A 16763-nucleotide genomic window follows, 5' to 3' on the forward strand; every position below is an offset into this window, starting at 1 on the left:
TGGAGTGGTTAGCAGAGGCAAAGAGGGCGATAGAATGGAATGGCTGAACGATTGCAAAGAAGCATTGGTCGCTATGGCTGAAATATATGAATGGGTTCAAATCCTTGATCTGGAAACGGGCAGCGATTATCTGGTGAAAGTTGCGGGTTCGATGGAGCAGGCCAGTCCCAAGGAGCAGGGGCTGCAAAACCGGCTGGACGCAATGCTAGCGGCAGCAACCGTCCATGGCTCGCATCAGGAAGTCGCTGACTTTATCCAGCTGGCAACGCTTGCCAATCGCCTGCACGGGAAAAAGCGGATTTCGCTGGCGGTGCATGATTTGACAAAAGGCTGGTACCGCCTGGACTTTATCCGGATGGGCAGTGAAAATCCCGTATCGCGGGTGATTTTGGCGATTGAGAATATAACGCGCCAGAAAGAACACGAAGGACTCATGCAGGAAACGGTGGATTTACTCGCCGAATGTTATAGTGCCATCTATTATGTAAATATTTTCGACCATTCGGTGCAGCCCGTCCGCATGAATGATATTGCCAAGCACGTCGTGTTTAGCCAGACCAAGAAACTCACGCCGCGTGCACTCATGAAGACGTATATCGATTCCTTTGTTCATCCGGACGACGCGGCCGATATGATGCGCCTGACTGACCTTGATTACTTGCAAAAACGGTTAGCCGAGGAGCCCTTTGTCGTTCAGTTGTACCGCACGCGGCAAAACGGTATCGACACGTATTTCCGCTTGCGGATCGTTAAGCTGACCCAGCGGCCGATACTTGTCTGCGCGTTTGAGAACATCGATAAAGAAGTGCGCGAGAAAAAAAGGACAGCCCATGAACGGGAACAGTATAATATGCTGATAAATGGCTTGTCCCGGGAATACAGTTCTGTCTGGTATATTGATGCGACGCTTAACCTGGTTTCGCTCGTGCGCACGAATACGAAGTCGGTGACAACGAAACGGGTCTTGGAGGATGTCAAGGAAATCAGTTATGAAAAAGCCATTCATAATTATATCGATAAGTTTGTCGTGCCCGAGGATCGCAAGCGGCTGTATCAGCAGACCAGTATCAAGGAGCTCTTAAAACATATTCCGCATGATGGGGTCTACCGGATTGACTATGCACGGACGAATCTCGATGGGAAGCGCTGCCAGTTCCAGGCATGTTTTGCGCGGGATATCAGTGTAAAGGGAACGCCGTGCTTTATTGCGGGCTTTCGTGATGTGCAGTCGATGTTTATGGCCGAGCAGAAAAAACAGCAGGAACTTGCCGAAGCGCGCCGGGTAGCGGAAGAAGCCAATGCGGCCAAGACGAATTTCCTGTTCAATATGAGCCATGATATCCGCACGCCGATGAATGCCATTATGGGCTTCCGGGATTTAGTGGAAAAGCATCAGGACGATCCCGAGCGGTGCCACCACTATCTGACCAAAATCAAGGAAGCGAGCAAGGTGTTGTTATCGATTATCAATAATGTGCTCGAAATGGCACGGATTGAAAAGGGAAGCTTAGCACTGGAAAACAATGTGTTTAATACCCATGAATTTGCCAATACAATTTTTTCGGTGGTAGAAGAACTGATGAAGGCCAAGCAATTGGAGTTTTCCTGCGAGGTCAGAGTGGAACATGCTTATTTGTATGGCGATACGACCAAATTGCGCGAAGTATTTCTGAATATCTTGTCGAATGCCTGCAAGTACACGGCACCGGGCGGCAGTGTCCACCTGGTTTGTGAGGAATTGCCCGGCAGCAAAGAGGGCTGGGGGATTATCCGGACTACAATTTCCGATACGGGCATTGGCATGTCGGAAGATTTCCTGCCGCATGTATTTGATGAGTTTTCGCGGGAGAACAACACGACCAGTACGAAAATCGAAGGAACCGGCCTTGGCATGTCAATTGTCAAAAAGCTCGTGACCTTTATGGATGGGACGATTGAAGTCACCAGCGAAAAGGGGCGTGGCAGCACCTTTGTGGTGAGTATTCCGCATCAGTTTGCCAAGTCAAGTGAAATCGCCAGGCAAAAGAATGCTGAGCCGGGGGTGGCGTCCTTGGCGGGAATTTCCATTCTGCTGGCCGAAGATAATGAAATCAATGCCGAAATCGCCATGACGCTCTTGCAGGAAGCCGGGATTCACATGGAACGCGCTGCGGATGGAAAAGAATGTGTGGAAAAATTGCAGACAGTGCCAGCTGGTACCTACGATTTGATTCTGATGGACGTGCAGATGCCAAATATGAATGGCTACGAGGCCACACGGGCAATCCGGGCACTGCCTGACGCAAAAAAAGCAGGCATACCCATTCTCGCAATGACGGCCAATGCGTTTGCTGAGGACAGGCAGGCAGCTTTGGACGCGGGAATGAATGGTCATATCGCTAAACCCATTGAGATGCCGGTATTACTTCGTTCGATAACCGAGCTGCTTGACAATTCCCGCGAAAACCGTATAATAAGTAATTAGCGAACTAACTATATGGAGGCGTTGAGGTGAAGCGTGAAATAATACCAGCTTGGGAGGAGCTGGAGCGCCATAAACGAATTATCCCGGAAATCAATCCAGCCGCGGTAATCGCCATGCTTGGCATCAAGATGGTAGGCGAGGAGATACAGCAATCGATTTTAGATGTGCTGCAAAAAGAGTACAATTTGTCCGAAGGAAAATTCTGTGCACTGGTGGTACTGCATCAGCACAGCGAAACTGGCATCGCGCCGTCAGATCTGGCGGAAAAAGTTGGCGTGACCCGGGCGACGATCAGCAATATGCTTCAGCGGTTGGAACGCGATGGTCTCGTGGTGATTCGTCCGGCAGCGGACGATGGACGCGGCAAAATCGTCTTTATGACCGAGGAAGGCGCAGCCTTCATGGAAAAAATCCTGCCGCCGCATTATCTTCGTGTTACCAGGCTTATGGAAAAACTCTCAGAGCCGGAACAAAAAGAGCTTATATATCTGTTGAAGAAGTTGGCTCTTTGATGATTTTGCACAGATGAGGATTATTGCGTAGAGAAGTCTGGGACTTCTCTGCTTTTATAGTTAGTAATCAAACTAATTTAAGGAGAAGGAAAGAATGAATGCAAAACAAAAGGCAACGCGGACGGGAATCGTATTTATTGCGCTGCTGCTCATTGGTGGACTGATACTGATGTATAAGGGCAACGATGCCCTGGCGTTGGCAACGGAGAAGAAGGAAGGCATTCTGACTGCCGAGCAGATCAAAATGTCGTTTGATTCGGTTAGCGGACGCCTTATCAAGGAGTCTGTAAAAGAGGGCGATTATGTAAAAAAAGGTGACGTTATCATGGAGCTTGACTCGACGGATACCGATTTGGCCATAGAAAAGCTCAAGGCACAGATTGCCCAGATGGATGCGCAGATCCGCTCGACCAGCGGCACGCAGGGGATCAATTTCCAAAAAGCCGACACGGATGCGAGCCAGAGCGGCCGGCAGATTGACCAGCAGTCTGCTGCGGTTTCGGCAGCGGCGGCAACACTGCGCAATTCCCAGATTGATTACAATCGTAAGGTTGCTTTGTTTGATGCCGGGGCCATTTCAAGAAGCCAGCTCGATGATGCGGAGATGTCGCTGCAGGTGTCGCAGGCAAGTTTGGAGCAGCAGCAGCAATTGCTCCAGAAACTGCGCGCAGGCTATAATGGCAGTGCCTCCGATACGATTGGCCAGCAGCGTCAGGCTGCGGCCAATATGAGCAATGATGTGGAATCGCTCCAGCAGCAAAAACAGGCGCTCGAAGTTCAATTAAAGGAATTGGAAGTAGCCAAAGAGCGGCTGACGCTCCGCGCACCGGAGGATGGCAAAGTGCTGAAGGTGCTCGTCAAGGAAGGTGAGATGATTTCGCCGTCGACACCAGTGGTGCTGCTCGAAAGCAATCGCAGCTATTACGATATTTATATCAGTGAAAAGCAGGCAGCGAAGCTGCAAGAGGGACAGGCGATTAAAGGAACAACGGTTGCTGGCGAGCGCGAAGTTACGGGCACGATTCGCCTGCTGACGCAGGCTCCGGGATTTGCCGATTTAAAATCAACCCGTGAGAAGGGGCAGGCAGATCTTTCCGCGTTCCAGGTCCGTATTTATGTTGACCCGCAGGATGGTGTCATCCCGGGCATGACTATTGAGGTGAATGAACGTGAATTCACTAAAAGATGAAGTAAAGTTTCTGTTTTCGGGGCAGGGAATGCCCTATGAAAAAGTTTGCCTCATGGTGGCCATGGTGATTACCGTTTTTATGTCGGTGCTATTAAATGGAAATATTGCCAAGGATGCGAAGGTTGTAATAATCGACCTGGATAACTCTGCCTATACGCGTGAACTGACCAACCGCATTGAGGCTTCGGAGTATATGAAGGTTACAGCCGTAGTCAATACGGTCATGGACCCCAAGGAGCTTTTTTATCAGGATCGCGCGGCGGCCGTGGTGTATTTTCCGCGCGGCCTGGAGAAGGATCGGTATACAGGTGTAGCAACAAATATTGGTGTCTTTTATGATAATACCAATACAGCCCAGACGAGCAACATCAAGGAAGCTTTGAATGAAATTGTCGGGCTGGATAACGCAGCGGCGCAAGGTGATATCGGCAGCACGAATGACAGCATCCGCGGGCAGTTGAATCTTGCGTCGCGCAATCTGTTCAATCCGCACGATTCCAAAGATAACGGCGAGACGTTGGGCTTTTTGTTCTTCTTTGGCTCGATGTTTTTTACCTTTGCTACGATTGGTATGATACCGCGTCTCCGCCTTTCGCATCAGCTGGATTCAATCCTGCTCGAAGGTACTCCATGGGACCTGGTGGCACGCATTCTCCCGTATGGCGGCTGTTTGCTGGTTTCCTGGGTAGTGGGGCTGGCTGTCCTGCGCATTTGGGGCGACCTTAGCTTTACTGGCAGCTTGTTGACATTTTTGTTTATCCAGCTGTTCTACATCATGGTAACAGGGGCACTGAGTTTGTTTTTTGGCTGGACGGCGGCCAATCCTGGCATTGCCTCAAGCCGGATGATTTTGTTTATTCCGGGCGGCTTTATTTTTGGCGGCATGACCGGACCAACTACTTTTTTAGCCCCCTGGGTCGTAACGTTTAGCCATATCTTTCCGCTTACCTGGGAATATCACTTCCAGCGCGATATCATCGCGCGTGGTGCAGGCTTTGGCGATATTGCGCAAACGTTTGGCGCCTTTCTCGTCTATATGGGCGTTGTGGCGATTTTATTCTGTCTGCGGTTTTATGCCTCGCGCAAAGAGGTTATAAAAGAGCGGCAAATGGTATTGGATAATTGAGAAAAATAAGGAAGCGTCGCTATGGAGTTGACGCTCCTTTTTTTTTGTAGTACACTAACAAAATGAGTGTTTTGATTAATTGGAGGGAACAGCGTGTCCGATAAAATTAATATATTAGGTGTAAACGTAGATCCTGTAACGATGTCGCAGGCGGTGGCACAGGTACAGGATTATATGGATGAGAAACAGAACGTTCTCATTGCAACTGCTAATGCGGAGATGATCATGCGGGCAACGCATGACAAAGAACTCCAAGACATTTTAAACGATGCGGCATTGGTTGTTCCGGATGGCGCTGGTACGGTTTGGGCGGCGCATCATCTGGGGCATGATATGCCGGAGCGCGTGGCTGGCTTTGACTTGGCGCAGGAACTTATGCGCATAGCACCGAAGAAGAAGCGCCGCGTATTCTTTTTCGGCTCGGCACCGGGAGTAGCGGAGAAAGCCAAGGCAAAAGCTGAGGAGCTTTATCCGGGAATCGAGATCGTTGGCGTCCGCAACGGTTTCTTCACCGAGAAGGACGAATCGGAAATCATCGCCCAGATTAAAGAGGCAAAACCGGATCTGCTGCTGGCGGCATTAGGCGTGCCCAAGCAGGAAAAATGGCTCTATAAGCATAAAGAAGAGCTTGGCGTTCCGGTTTCCATCGGTGTCGGCGGTACGCTTGACGTCATGGCTGGTGTCATGAAACGTGCGCCGCTCTGGATGCAGAAAGCTAAACTCGAATGGCTTTTCCGCGGTATGCTGCAGCCGAAACGGGCTGGCCGTCTTATGGCGCTGCCGAAGTTCGTGCTCAAGGTTCATGCCGCCAAAAAGTAAGGAGTGCGTAGACAAAGACGCTTTTTTTCCTTATAATTATCGTGTTGTTATTTCGTTTTTATATAGGAGGTGGGAGCTTGGCTCCTATTATATCTGAAGGATATCCGTTTATCTTTGGCTGTGCTGTATTGGGAGTAGTGCTCGGGCTGTCCTGGCATCCTTATGTAGCGGTGGTTCCTTTTGTCTTAATGCTGTACTTCTGCTATTTTTTCCGCAATCCCAAGCGCCATATTGAGCTGGATGACTCGGTCGTTCTGTCTCCGGCCGATGGTACGGTAACGGATATCGTTCCGCTTGAGACGGATGAATTTGTCAAAGAACCTTGCAACAAGGTCATTATCTTTATGTCGGTTTTCAACGTGCATGTCAACCGCAGTCCGATTAAGGGACAGATTAAGCTGCAGAAATATTTCTGCGGGCGTTTCCGTCCGGCTTATAAGGATACGGTTGGTTTTGAAAACGAGCATCATGTGCTTGGAATTGAAAATGATCGCATCCGCATCAGTGTCAAGCAGATTGCCGGCATTTTGGCCCGCCGCATTGTGTCCTATGTCACCCTCGATGATAAACTCGAGCAGGGTGAGCTCTACGGCATGATTAAATTCGGTTCCTGTCTGGAAGTCGTCATGCCGAAAAATGTAGAAATCATGGTGGAAAAAGGACAGAAAGTAGCTGGCGGACAAACCATTCTCGGGAGGATTAAAGACTGATGGATTATAGACGGTTTATACCTAATCTTTGCACATCGATGAACCTGGTTTTTGGTATGTGCTCTATTCTTGCAACTTATCGCGGCGACCTCATCTGGGGTTCTATCTTCATTTTGCTGGCCTTGGTGGCCGATGGCCTCGACGGCCGTACGGCGCGTTTCTTTGGCGTGTCCAGTGAGATGGGCAAGGAGATGGATTCGCTTTGCGATTTGGGTTCCTTTGGTATCGCGCCGGGCTTTTTGGCCTGGGCCTTTGTCCTGCATAACTATGATTTGCTCGGCATGGCAGTAGTTATTCTGTTTGCTGTCTGCGGCATGTGGCGTCTGGCGCGCTTTAATGTCAATGCCGATGTCGTACATGGTTACTTTATGGGCCTGGCGATTCCGGCGGGCGGCAACATCGTGGCGATGACGACGCTGCTGTTTGTGCTGTTAGGTATTGACCCGATGGGCTTTGGCCTCGCGTATCCCATCATCATGGCCGTGGTAGGCTGGCTGATGGTCAGCCATGTCCATTACCCGAACTTTAAGGGCGATGGGGCAGAGCCGATTTTCCTTGTCACGAAGGCTTTCGCGGCTGTCATGTTTGCCGCAATCCTTTGGTTCGGCCGTGAGGCTTTGCTGCCGGCGCTCGCTGTAGCTGTTTTCTGCACCTATGCTGCCGCTGGCATCGTAAATACACTGATTGCACTTTTTGCAAAGGAAGGCTGATGATTTTTGTTTAATTATCCTTTTGATATCATCATGGTTCCCATGCAGATCATGATTTTCCTCTTTACGCTGTACTTCTTCGTCATTGGCTTCTGTGGCATGTGGCGTCGCGGTGAGACGAAAATCAAAACGCCGAAAAAGACGTTTGCGCTGATTGTCGCTGCGCATAATGAGCATGCCGTCATCGGTCAGCTCGTCGAGAATCTGCAAGGGCTCAATTACCCGAAGGATATGTATGATATCCATGTAATTGCGGATAACTGTACGGATAATACCGCGGAGATTGCCGCAAATGCTGGTGCTATTGTTCACGAACGCACGCATCCGACGAAAAAGTCCAAGGGCTATGCCCTCGAGTGGATGTTTGACCGTTTGTTCAAGATGGAGAAGCAGTACGATGCCGTTTGCGTCTTTGATGCTGACAACCTCGTTCATCCGCAGTTTCTCATGGAGATGAATAACCGCCTGTGCAAGGGCGATAAAGTTATCCAGGGTTATATGGATGCGAAAAATCCGTACGATACCTGGGTCGCCGGTACCTTTGCTATTGCCTTCTGGGTCATCTGCTATATCTCCCATCTGGCAAAATCCAATATCGGTCTTTCGGCCTGCCTCGGCGGTACGGGCATGTGCTTCTCGTCGGATATCCTCAAGGAACATGGCTGGAATGCAACCTGCCTGACGGAGGATATGGAATTTACGATGAAGTGCATGGCACAGGGCATCAAGACGAGCTGGGCGCATGATGCGATCATCTATGATGAAAAGCCGCTGACGTTTAAGCAGTCCTGGAACCAGCGCAAGCGTTGGGCACAGGGACAGTTCGATGTCGGCAACCGCTTTATCCCGAAGATGCTCAAAGCTGGTTGGAAACACAAAGACATCCGCATGTGGGATGAATGTATCTATCTGATGCAGCCGCACTTCCTGATGATTTCAACCATCTTCATCATCATCAGCTACATCCAGCTCGGTTTTGAACCGTTCTATACGAACATCTATAACTTCATGCCATCGCAGCTTATGACGGCAATCATGCTCGGCCAGTACATCCTGCCGATGATTATCCTGATTAAGATTCGTGCCAAGTGGAAATCCTGGCTCTACATGCTGCTCTATCCGGTGTTCATTTACTCCTGGATTCCGATTATCTTCCTCGGGTTTATCAACCGCAATGACCACGAGTGGAGCCATACGCAGCATACGCGTGCCATGAGCATGGATGATATCGTTGGCAATGTCAAAAACACCAAGAATATCGGGCGTTAAAAGAAGCCTCCCTCTATGAGGGAGGTTTTGCCTTAAGCGAAAGGAAGTATTGTATGTATACATTAAAAATAGAGGGCGCCTTTGAAGCTGCCCATCATGTCGAAGGCTATCCGGGCAAGTGTGCGCGCCTGCATGGCCATAATTGGGTCGTTGAGGCAGTAGTAAAAGGCAAAGAACTTGACGAGCTCGGCATGCTGATTGACTTTAAGGTCATGAAAAAAGAATTGGCTGCGGTACTTGAGCGTTTTGACCATCGGTATTTAAACGAATTGGAGCCATTTGTCCAGGGCGTAAATCCTACAGCTGAAAATCTTGCGCGGATTATTTTTGAAGAACTTGCCGGCCGCGATGTATTTAAACGCGACAGCGTTCTGCATGCCATCACGGTTTTTGAATCGCCGAAGTCTAGTGTAACGTATACGAAGGATTGACTATGAAAGAGAATCTGATAGAAATCTTCTCGTCCATACAGGGCGAGGGAAAATACGTCGGCTGCCGTCAGGTATTCGTGCGGCTAGAAGGTTGCAACCTCGATTGCAAATATTGTGATACGGAAAACACGCCTGGCAGCCATGCGCGCTGTGACGTAGAAACTTATGCGGGCAGCCGTGAGTTTGCCAAGCTCCCCAATCCGCGTTCGGCGGAGCAGACCGCTATGGAAATCAACCGCCTCTGCAAAGAAGTTCCGCATCAGGCCGTGAGTTTCACGGGCGGGGAGCCGCTCCTGCATGCCGCCTATATTCGTGAGGTCGCCAAGGAACTTGAGGTGCCGGTGTTCCTTGAGACGAATGGCACGTTGTATGAGCAGCTCGCGGAAATCATCGATGTCGTCGATATCATCAGCATGGATATCAAACTGCCGAGCATCATCAGCAAACCGCAGTGGGAGGCGCATAAGCGTTTTATCGAGGTGGCCAAAGCAAAAGACCTGTATATCAAACTGGTAGTGGGAGAGGAAACCACGGAAGAAGAATTCCGGCAGGCCATTGACCTCGTCGCAGAAACGGCTCCCGAGACCTTGTTCATCATCCAGCCCGTAACGCCATACGGCGGCTGTAAGGCGGCGAGCCCCGAGAAAATCCTCATCTGCCAGAACTACGCGCTGTCCAAACTAAAAGACGTCCGCGTAATCCCGCAGACGCACAAAATGATCGCGCAACTGTGATTTTCCGTCTGGTGAAAAATCCAAAATCGCGCAATCCCTTGTCAGCAAAGGCACCATGGAGTTTTCCGTGGTGCCTTTTTGCTGCGATTGAGGGGGGGTAGAGCAAATGTAGAGCAACCAGTTTTTTAGGACTGATTTGCCTTTGGGTTTTGTTCCGGATTTATGAGCCCGGAAATGTCTTCTTCGAGCCACTGGCTGACTTTTGACTGTTGTGTTTCTTCATCAATATGTGTATAAAAATCCATGGTGATTTTGATACTGGCGTGTCCCAGCTGGTTCTGGATGTCCTTGAGGTCGAAGTAGCTGGAGTTTTTCATCCGGCTGGCCATGTCATGCCGCAGCATGTGAAAGGTCGTCTTGATGCCAAGTTTTTTGCGCAGCCACATGAAGAAGCTGCTGACGCGGTTGGGCGTGACGGGGCTGCCATCGATCTTGGTGAAGATAAAGCCGTTATCCAGCCAGGTGGGAGATAGCAGCCGCTGTTGCAGCTGGACTTTCCGGTAGTGCTGGATTTGAAGACATAGTCAGCTGTGACGCCTGGCGAGAAGGAACTTGAGAAGCTTCCAGGCAAAGCCGAGTAGAAAGCCGAGTAGTATGAACGTACCGATAAGAAGAATGAAACATAGAATCAAGAACATTACCATAGTATAAACTCCATGAATAGTTTTGGGGATGGATGCACCTTCCGCTTGGCTGGCTGAAGGTGTATTTTATTTTGGTATTTAGCGGCGATGGTATTATTTTTGCGCATAGTCATAGCCTTCAATTACAACATCTAATTTTCCTGTCCGCGGATGGAAAATAAGTCCATGCACTGGCACGTCGGCGGGAATCAGGGGATTTAGCCGGATGGCTTCGACGGTATCGATGACGTTCTGTTCGGGATGCTGGAATTCGTCGGCCCATTCGGCAAGTTCCTTAGCAATCATGTGGATAGCTTCTTTGGGAACGCCACGTGACAGCATGGCTTTTGTGAGGCTTTGGGAGGTGGTCTTGGACATGCCGCATTCGTGGTGGCCGATGACGAGGATTTCTTTGACGCCGAGTTCATAGATGCAGACCATAAGGCTGCGGATGGTGCCATCGAAGACGCCAGTCACGGAGTTGCCAGCGGTCTTGATTACTTTGGCATCGCCGCGGGCTAGTCCCAGCGCTGGTTCAAGAAAATTGACCAGGCGGGTATCCATGCAGGTGATAATGGCCACCTGTTTTTGCGGCAGTTTGCTCTGATGGTGGTCTTCCTCGGTGTAATCAATTGGCGGGCTGGCGCAGAATGAGGCGTTGACCGCCAGGATATCTTGTAGTATGGACATCGTGTTTTCCTCCTTGTTGTTGTCTATTTGTTTCGTATGTATTTCTGTTGCCGGCAGCTGTTTTCCTGCTTTGGTGGGGATTTTGATAAGTCAACGTATGGACAGTCGACAAGGATAGAGGTATATTGATTATAGGATAGAGAATCAATGGATAGGGAGGGAATGTCGATGGGGACGTTGTTGCTGATTGCTTTGGGGATAGGTATTGGCTGGTTATTGTTCCGGCCAAAGCAGGATAAGGGCAAAAGGGAAGAACAGGCTGCTATTGCTGCGAAGAAAGATAGCAGGCAGGCGATGGTGGCAATGCGAAAGGTACCGGCACGGCAATCGTCAACTGTCCTGCGGGATGAGAAAGACCATACGTTGCGCAATGTTGCCGGTGGGGTCGTGGCCGGGGCGGTTCTCGGTCATCTGCTCAGTGGGGATAAGGAAACGGTGAACCAGGAAACGACCAACAATTACGTCATCCATCAAGATCCTTTTGATAATGAGGAATGCGATGCGTACGATGATTTGATTTGGGATGACGATGAAGGGGTTTTTGATGAGGACAATGCCGCAGCATACGATTCCGATTATGAGGAGGATTCGGATTACAACGACTCCGATAACGGTGATGAGGAGTCGGGCTGGAATGATTTTTACGACGATGACGATGATTGACATTGTTTTTGGGATATGTTAGGGTAGAACTATCGATGGCAGCAAAGGAGCCCAGGCGAATGGAAGATTCGCCTGGGTTTTGTTTTTGCCGCAGGGAAGGAAGCGAGTTCGTTTGGATTTTTCATTGGCACATTTTGTCGTCATGGCGATGACGATTTTGGTTGTATTGGCAGGTGGTCTGTATGCTGCCCGCTCGGTGCATTCGGCGGAGGGATTCAGTCTTGGCGGCCGGTCGGCGGGAATTCCGATGATTGCGGGCAGTATTGCTGGTACTTGCGTTGGTGGCGGGGCAACGGTTGGCACCGCGCAGTTGGCAGGCTCCGTGGGACTGTCTGCGGTATGGTTTACGATTGGCGTTGGCCTGTCCCTGCTGGTTATGGGACTAATTTATGCGCGGCCATTGCGGTATACGGGGCTTGAGACTATCTCGCAGTATCTGGTCGAAAACTATGGAAAAGGAGCTGGCCGGTTTACGAGTTTTGCGACGTCCCTGGGCATATTGTTCAGTGCTGTGGCTAGTACCTTGCCGGGGATTGCCTTGCTGGCCGCGTTAACGGGCGCGTCTTATCTGGAATCGGCAGTTATGTTATTGCTGCTCGTCGTGTTATATGCGTTCTTTGGCGGGATGAAATCTGCTTCAGTCGGCGGCATTTTAAAGATGCTGTTTCTGTTTGGGACTTTGTTTGCGTTGGGGTATACTGCGTGGCAGGGTCTGATGGCTGCGCCGGCTTTGCTGGCAGATAAGCCCGCAGGCTTTTTTACCATCTGGGGGATTGGCGCTTCTTCGATTTTGACAAATGTTGCTTCGGTCTTGGTCGGGATGATATGCACGCAGACGTATATTCAGGCGATTTTTTCGGCGGCGACGCCGCGGACCGCTGCGGTTGGGCTGATACTCGCAGCTATGGCCGCGATTCCTATCGGTGTTCCCTGTGCGATGATGGGAATTTATATGCAGGCGGCCCATCCGGAGCTTCCGGCGATGCTGTCGCTGCCTGCGTATCTGCTTCACTATGCGTCCCCGTTGATGGGCGGCATGGCGCTTGGGGGAATTGTGCTGGGAATCGTTGGCTCGATTGCCGGGCTGTCGCTCGGCGTGGGGACGATGGTAGCCAGGGATATATTGGAACCTTTGCTTAAGATAAAGTCGGAATGGGGAAAGCTGGCATTGCTGCGGGGCGCAGTAGTGGGGGCTGTCCTTATCGCCATTGCGATTGCCACGGCGAATCGGGATTCGCAGATTTTGTTTTGGAATTATCTTTCGATGGCCCTGCGCGGCTGCGGGATATTTATTCCGCTTACCCTGGCTATCTTTAAGCCGCGGGCAGTATCGCCGCAGTGGGCGGTGGCTTCGATGGTTTTGTCGCTGGGTGCGGCCATTGTGGCTGGGGTGGTGCAGGTAAATGTATCGCCGATTTTTGTCGGCCTTGGGGTAAGCCTGCTCGTTATCTTGTTGGGGCTGGCCGCTGAGCGCCGGAGCAGCCGGCCGGTTAGGGAATCGTAGTAGTTTTACAACAAAAAGAAAAAGAAAAGCCGCTGGCTCTGTGCCAGCGGCTTGCTAGTATTTCCTGTATGCCCCCTCATCGAATCCGTGATGCATTTGTCAAGCGGTGATATTGATAATAGAACCAGCTAAAATACTGTCCATGTTGTTTTGATAGTGGTGAATTTCGCGCTGTGGTCCTGGTGCGTAGCTGGTAGCAAGCGACAGGCTTTTGCCGGTGTGCGAATAGGTCTGTGAAGTTACCACATCATCGCCGTGAAGCGTCAAAACAACCATTGCTCCATCCGACATCCGCTTGGTAATCGTTGCACTATCCACAGTTTTACGATCCAGCGGTACGTCGTTCGGGTTTGGAGCTTCGTGTGATGAATCCTTAGATGCAGCTGTTGCCCGGATGGCAGAAATACCCGACGCTGCCAGGCTCCAGATGCTGGGTGCCCCATTGATTGCACCAATGCCGCTCATGTTAATCCCTCCTTTGCTTGGTGCAATACAGGAAAGACTACTATAATAATTATATCATCGGGCGAAAGTTCTGACAATACAGAAAATGGTTTTGCAAAAAAATTTAGGAGGATAGACGGAATCTTGGTATAATAAAAAGAGCAAGATTTGAACGTTAGGAGGGCGTCTGTATGAGACAGATAACGTTGGGAACGACTGGTATTACCGTGCCACAAAATGGGTTCGGTGCACTGCCGATTCAACGCGTGACGAAAGCAGAAGCGGTAAAGCTGTTGCGGTCGGCCTATGAGGGTGGCATGCGTTATTTCGATACCGCGCGTGCGTATAGCGACAGTGAGGAGAAGCTTGGCGAAGCGTTCCATGGCATGTGGGATAAGGTGTTTTTGGCGACCAAGACCCATGCCAAGACGCCGGAAGGCTTTTGGCAGGATTTGGAAACGTCGCTTCGCCTGCTGCAAACCGACTGCATTGATGTGTATCAGTTTCACTGTGCGGATCAGTGCTGGCGGCCAGGCGATGGTTCGGGCATGTATGAGGCGATGCTCGAGGCGAAAGCCCAAGGCAAGATTCGCCATATCGGCGTGACGGCGCATAAAATCAAAGTGGCGTTTGAATGCGTGGAGTCTGGTCTTTATGAGACATTGCAATTTCCGTTCAGCTATCTGGCGTCGGAACAGGAAGTAAAGCTCGTAAAACTTTGTAAGGAAAAGAATGTCGGGTTTATTGCTATGAAGGGATTGGCGGGCGGCCTTATCAATCGGTCTGAAGCCGCCATGGCCTATATCGCGCAGTATGATAATGTCGTGCCGATTTGGGGCATTCAGCGCGAGCAGGAACTTCGCGAGTGGCTTTCGTATATGAAGGAAACGCCGGGGATGGATGACGAGCTGCAGGACTATATCGAAGCGGAGCGGCAGGAACTATGCGGCGATTTTTGCCGTGGCTGCGGGTATTGCATGCCTTGTCCGGCCGGTATTATGATAAATCAATGTGCGCGCATGTCGCTGATGTTGCGCCGGGCGCCGTCAAAGGCCTGGCTGACGCCAGCGATGCAGGCGGAGATGAAGAAAATCGAACAATGTCTCAACTGCCGTCAGTGTACGGCTAAGTGCCCCTATGAACTCAATACGCCGGAACTTTTGCGCAAAAACTATGAGGACTATCAAAAAGTCCTCGCTGGGGAAATCGAGGTTTGATGGTGACAACATATTATCCGGATTTTTATGAACAGTTTTCCTGCAAGGCGGGTGCCTGCCGTCATAGCTGCTGCCAGGGCTGGGAGATTGATATTGATGAGCGGACGGCCAAACGCTATCAGGAGCTTTCTGGGCCGCTTGAGGAGGAAATCCGCCAAAATATTATCTGGCAGGATGGCAGCTGGCAGTTCCGCTTGCAGGCGGATGACCGCTGCCCGTTTCTGCGGGCGGATGGCCTGTGCCAGTTGATACGCAAGGCGGACGAGTCAATTCTTTGCGATATCTGTGCCAATCATCCGCGGTTTTTTGTGACGGTGGGGAATTATGAGCTGGCAGGAGTGGGGCTTAGCTGTGAAAAGAGCTGTGAACTTTTGCTCGCTGACTTGTCAAATTTGACCTTTCATGTGGAAGGTTCTGACCAGTTCCTTGACTTGTCAACGTTGCTGCAGCAATTGGGGATAGAACTTCCGCAAGAGGAGCTTTTGTATCAGGACGGCATGACGGCGGAGGATGCCGCTTTTGTGCTGGCGTGCATGAATAAAACGGCACCGATTGATGCCGACTGGCCTAAACAGCTGGAAAAACTAGCGGCAGCCGTGCAAACGCTGGAACCGCTCACGCGCGAGGAATCGTGCCTGTTTACGCGAATCTATCAATATATCTTGTATCGTGCCTTGGAGCATGCCAGAACCTATGGCTTGGGAACCGTGCTCTCCTATGCGCAGCTGAATGCGGATTTTATTTCGCTTCTTTATCAATTGACTGGTCAATTGGATGAGTCGGTCCGGCGCTGGTCGGAACAGGTGGAATACAGCGTTGAAAATGTACGCTGTTTGATGGAGCTTGTATAAGGAGTGTCTATGATTTCTATGGAAGTAGCCCAGGGGCTACTGATTCCTTTTGCCGGGACAAGCCTTGGCGCAGCCTGTGTCTACCTTATGCGCCAGGAACTAAACGAGCAGGTTCAAAAGGGGCTGACGGGCTTTGCCGCCGGCGTAATGGTAGCCGCCTCGGTCTGGAGTCTTTTGATTCCTGCGATGGAAGCAGCCAGCGGGATGGGCAAGCTGGCATTTTTGCCGGCGGTAATCGGTTTTTGGCTCGGGACGTTGTTTTTGTTATTGCTCGACCATGTGATTCCGCATTTGCACATGAATGAGGAGACGGCGGAGGGGCCGGCGAGTTCTTTTTCGAAGACGACGATGCTGGTACTGGCCGTGACGCTTCACAACATTCCCGAAGGAATGGCAGTTGGCGTGGTGTTTGCTGGCTGGATGGCTGGTAATGTGGATATTACGATGGCCGGTGCCTTTGTGCTGTCGCTGGGAATTGCCATTCAGAATTTCCCGGAGGGCGCGATTATTTCGATGCCGCTTCGAAGTGCTGGGTTTAGCCGTCATAAGGCCTTTGTGGCGGGAATGTTGTCCGGTGTGGTGGAACCTTTGGGCGGTTTGCTCACGATTGTTGCGACGGCGTATATCGTGCCGTTTATGCCGTACTTGCTAGCCTTTGCGGCCGGTGCGATGCTCTACGTCGTGGTGGAGGAACTCATCCCGGAAATGTCGGCGGGCAGGCATTCAAATGTCGGTGTCCTTTGCTTTTCGGTGGGCTTCACGTTGATGATGGCACTTGATGTCACGTTGGGGTAAGGAGAGATTGTG

The 16763-nt window shown here is 50.7% G+C and carries 18 protein-coding genes; 15 read left to right on the plus strand and 3 right to left on the minus strand.

All coding sequences use genetic code 11. The annotated features are described in order from the left end of the window. The first annotated feature begins 34 nt into the window (after window positions 1-34). The 10 genes from FZ040_RS01245 to FZ040_RS01290 all read left to right on the plus strand — a co-directional run bounded on the left by FZ040_RS01245 (window position 35) and on the right by FZ040_RS01290 (window position 9964). Window positions 35-2464, plus strand: coding sequence for a hybrid sensor histidine kinase/response regulator (locus FZ040_RS01245; protein WP_255448691.1), 2430 nt, complete (start codon window positions 35-37; stop codon window positions 2462-2464). A gap of 26 nt (window positions 2465-2490) precedes the next feature. After that, window positions 2491-2976, plus strand: a complete 486-nt coding sequence (locus FZ040_RS01250; protein WP_187620196.1) for a MarR family winged helix-turn-helix transcriptional regulator — start codon at window positions 2491-2493, stop codon at window positions 2974-2976. A 94-nt stretch (window positions 2977-3070) separates the two neighbouring features. Further along, window positions 3071-4165: an HlyD family secretion protein gene (locus tag FZ040_RS01255; protein ID WP_149170329.1), complete on the plus strand. Its 1095-nt coding sequence runs from the start codon at window positions 3071-3073 to the stop codon at window positions 4163-4165. Next, window positions 4146-5291 carry an ABC transporter permease gene (locus FZ040_RS01260; protein WP_149170330.1) on the plus strand — a complete coding sequence of 382 codons (1146 nt, stop codon included), beginning with the start codon at window positions 4146-4148 and terminating at the stop codon, window positions 5289-5291. The genes FZ040_RS01255 and FZ040_RS01260 overlap by 20 nt, the downstream gene beginning before the upstream one ends. A gap of 93 nt (window positions 5292-5384) precedes the next feature. Beyond that, window positions 5385-6110 carry a WecB/TagA/CpsF family glycosyltransferase gene (locus FZ040_RS01265; protein ID WP_187620197.1) on the plus strand — a complete coding sequence of 242 codons (726 nt, stop codon included), beginning with the start codon at window positions 5385-5387 and terminating at the stop codon, window positions 6108-6110. A gap of 77 nt (window positions 6111-6187) precedes the next feature. After that, window positions 6188-6820 (plus strand): phosphatidylserine decarboxylase family protein, encoded by a 633-nt coding sequence (locus FZ040_RS01270; protein WP_149170331.1) that lies wholly within the window; start codon window positions 6188-6190, stop codon window positions 6818-6820. After that, the gene (gene pssA / locus FZ040_RS01275; RefSeq protein WP_149170332.1) at window positions 6820-7530 is read left to right on the plus strand and encodes a CDP-diacylglycerol--serine O-phosphatidyltransferase; all 711 of its coding nucleotides are present in this window, start codon (window positions 6820-6822) and stop codon (window positions 7528-7530) included. The genes FZ040_RS01270 and pssA overlap by 1 nt, the downstream gene beginning before the upstream one ends. A 33-nt stretch (window positions 7531-7563) precedes the next feature. Then, window positions 7564-8799 carry a glycosyltransferase family 2 protein gene (locus FZ040_RS01280; RefSeq protein ID WP_051635174.1) on the plus strand — a complete coding sequence of 412 codons (1236 nt, stop codon included), beginning with the start codon at window positions 7564-7566 and terminating at the stop codon, window positions 8797-8799. Window positions 8800-8852: 53 nt separating this feature from the next. Continuing rightward, window positions 8853-9230, plus strand: a complete 378-nt coding sequence (gene queD, locus FZ040_RS01285) for a 6-carboxytetrahydropterin synthase QueD (RefSeq protein ID WP_149170333.1) — start codon at window positions 8853-8855, stop codon at window positions 9228-9230. 2 nt (window positions 9231-9232) lie between these two features. Next, on the plus strand, window positions 9233-9964 hold the full coding sequence (locus FZ040_RS01290; RefSeq protein ID WP_149170334.1) for a 7-carboxy-7-deazaguanine synthase QueE: 732 nt from the start codon (window positions 9233-9235) through the stop codon (window positions 9962-9964). A gap of 125 nt (window positions 9965-10089) precedes the next feature. Here the strand turns inward: FZ040_RS01290 and FZ040_RS01295 are convergent, their stop codons facing one another. Together FZ040_RS01295 and FZ040_RS01300 are read right to left on the minus strand one after the other, a co-directional pair. Further along, entirely contained in the window at window positions 10090-10476 is a 387-nt protein-coding gene (locus FZ040_RS01295) for a site-specific integrase (protein ID WP_149170335.1), read from the minus strand. 225 nt (window positions 10477-10701) lie between these two features. Further along, complete coding sequence (locus FZ040_RS01300; RefSeq protein WP_149170336.1) at window positions 10702-11277, minus strand: beta-class carbonic anhydrase; 576 nt, start codon at window positions 11275-11277, stop codon at window positions 10702-10704. Window positions 11278-11445: 168 nt separating this feature from the next. Here FZ040_RS01300 and FZ040_RS01305 point away from each other — a divergent pair, with 168 nt between their 5' ends. Together FZ040_RS01305 and FZ040_RS01310 are read left to right on the plus strand one after the other, a co-directional pair. Continuing rightward, complete coding sequence (locus tag FZ040_RS01305; protein ID WP_149170337.1) at window positions 11446-11940, plus strand: hypothetical protein; 495 nt, start codon at window positions 11446-11448, stop codon at window positions 11938-11940. Window positions 11941-12052: 112 nt separating this feature from the next. Beyond that, window positions 12053-13444, plus strand: coding sequence for a sodium:solute symporter family protein (locus FZ040_RS01310; RefSeq protein ID WP_187620198.1), 1392 nt, complete (start codon window positions 12053-12055; stop codon window positions 13442-13444). A gap of 99 nt (window positions 13445-13543) precedes the next feature. Here FZ040_RS01310 and FZ040_RS01315 read toward each other — a convergent pair whose 3' ends face one another. Continuing rightward, the gene (locus FZ040_RS01315; RefSeq protein WP_149170338.1) at window positions 13544-13909 is read right to left on the minus strand and encodes a hypothetical protein; all 366 of its coding nucleotides are present in this window, start codon (window positions 13907-13909) and stop codon (window positions 13544-13546) included. A gap of 170 nt (window positions 13910-14079) precedes the next feature. On the opposite strand from FZ040_RS01315, the gene FZ040_RS01320 reads away from it, so the two are divergent. The 3 genes from FZ040_RS01320 to FZ040_RS01330 are packed head-to-tail and all read left to right on the plus strand — an operon-like array spanning window position 14080 to window position 16751. Continuing rightward, window positions 14080-15105: an aldo/keto reductase gene (locus FZ040_RS01320; protein WP_149170339.1), complete on the plus strand. Its 1026-nt coding sequence runs from the start codon at window positions 14080-14082 to the stop codon at window positions 15103-15105. Beyond that, window positions 15105-15956 carry a flagellin lysine-N-methylase gene (gene fliB, locus FZ040_RS01325; protein WP_255448729.1) on the plus strand — a complete coding sequence of 284 codons (852 nt, stop codon included), beginning with the start codon at window positions 15105-15107 and terminating at the stop codon, window positions 15954-15956. The genes FZ040_RS01320 and fliB overlap by 1 nt, the downstream gene beginning before the upstream one ends. A 9-nt stretch (window positions 15957-15965) precedes the next feature. After that, window positions 15966-16751, plus strand: a complete 786-nt coding sequence (locus FZ040_RS01330) for a ZIP family metal transporter (RefSeq protein ID WP_149170341.1) — start codon at window positions 15966-15968, stop codon at window positions 16749-16751. Window positions 16752-16763 lie beyond the last annotated feature (12 nt).

Origin of the sequence: Pseudoselenomonas ruminis, from assembly GCF_008271295.1 — a bacterium.
Taxonomy (GTDB): Bacteria; Bacillota; Negativicutes; order Selenomonadales; family Selenomonadaceae; genus Selenomonas_A; species Selenomonas_A ruminis.

Excerpts from the sequence above, each read along its gene's own strand:
- FZ040_RS01245 (WP_255448691.1), top strand. The coding sequence starts at position 35 with ATGGAATGGCTGAACGATTGCAAAGAAGCATTGGTCGCTATGGCTGAA.
- FZ040_RS01255 (WP_149170329.1), top strand. The coding sequence starts at position 3,071 with ATGAATGCAAAACAAAAGGCAACGCGGACGGGAATCGTATTTATTGCG.
- pssA (WP_149170332.1), top strand. The coding sequence starts at position 6,820 with ATGGATTATAGACGGTTTATACCTAATCTTTGCACATCGATGAACCTG.
- FZ040_RS01280 (WP_051635174.1), top strand. The coding sequence starts at position 7,564 with ATGGTTCCCATGCAGATCATGATTTTCCTCTTTACGCTGTACTTCTTC.
- queD (WP_149170333.1), top strand. The coding sequence starts at position 8,853 with ATGTATACATTAAAAATAGAGGGCGCCTTTGAAGCTGCCCATCATGTC.
- FZ040_RS01290 (WP_149170334.1), top strand. The coding sequence starts at position 9,233 with ATGAAAGAGAATCTGATAGAAATCTTCTCGTCCATACAGGGCGAGGGA.
- FZ040_RS01300 (WP_149170336.1), bottom strand. The coding sequence starts at position 11,277 with ATGTCCATACTACAAGATATCCTGGCGGTCAACGCCTCATTCTGCGCC.
- FZ040_RS01305 (WP_149170337.1), top strand. The coding sequence starts at position 11,446 with ATGGGGACGTTGTTGCTGATTGCTTTGGGGATAGGTATTGGCTGGTTA.
- FZ040_RS01315 (WP_149170338.1), bottom strand. The coding sequence starts at position 13,909 with ATGAGCGGCATTGGTGCAATCAATGGGGCACCCAGCATCTGGAGCCTG.
- FZ040_RS01320 (WP_149170339.1), top strand. The coding sequence starts at position 14,080 with ATGAGACAGATAACGTTGGGAACGACTGGTATTACCGTGCCACAAAAT.
- fliB (WP_255448729.1), top strand. The coding sequence starts at position 15,105 with ATGGTGACAACATATTATCCGGATTTTTATGAACAGTTTTCCTGCAAG.
- FZ040_RS01330 (WP_149170341.1), top strand. The coding sequence starts at position 15,966 with ATGATTTCTATGGAAGTAGCCCAGGGGCTACTGATTCCTTTTGCCGGG.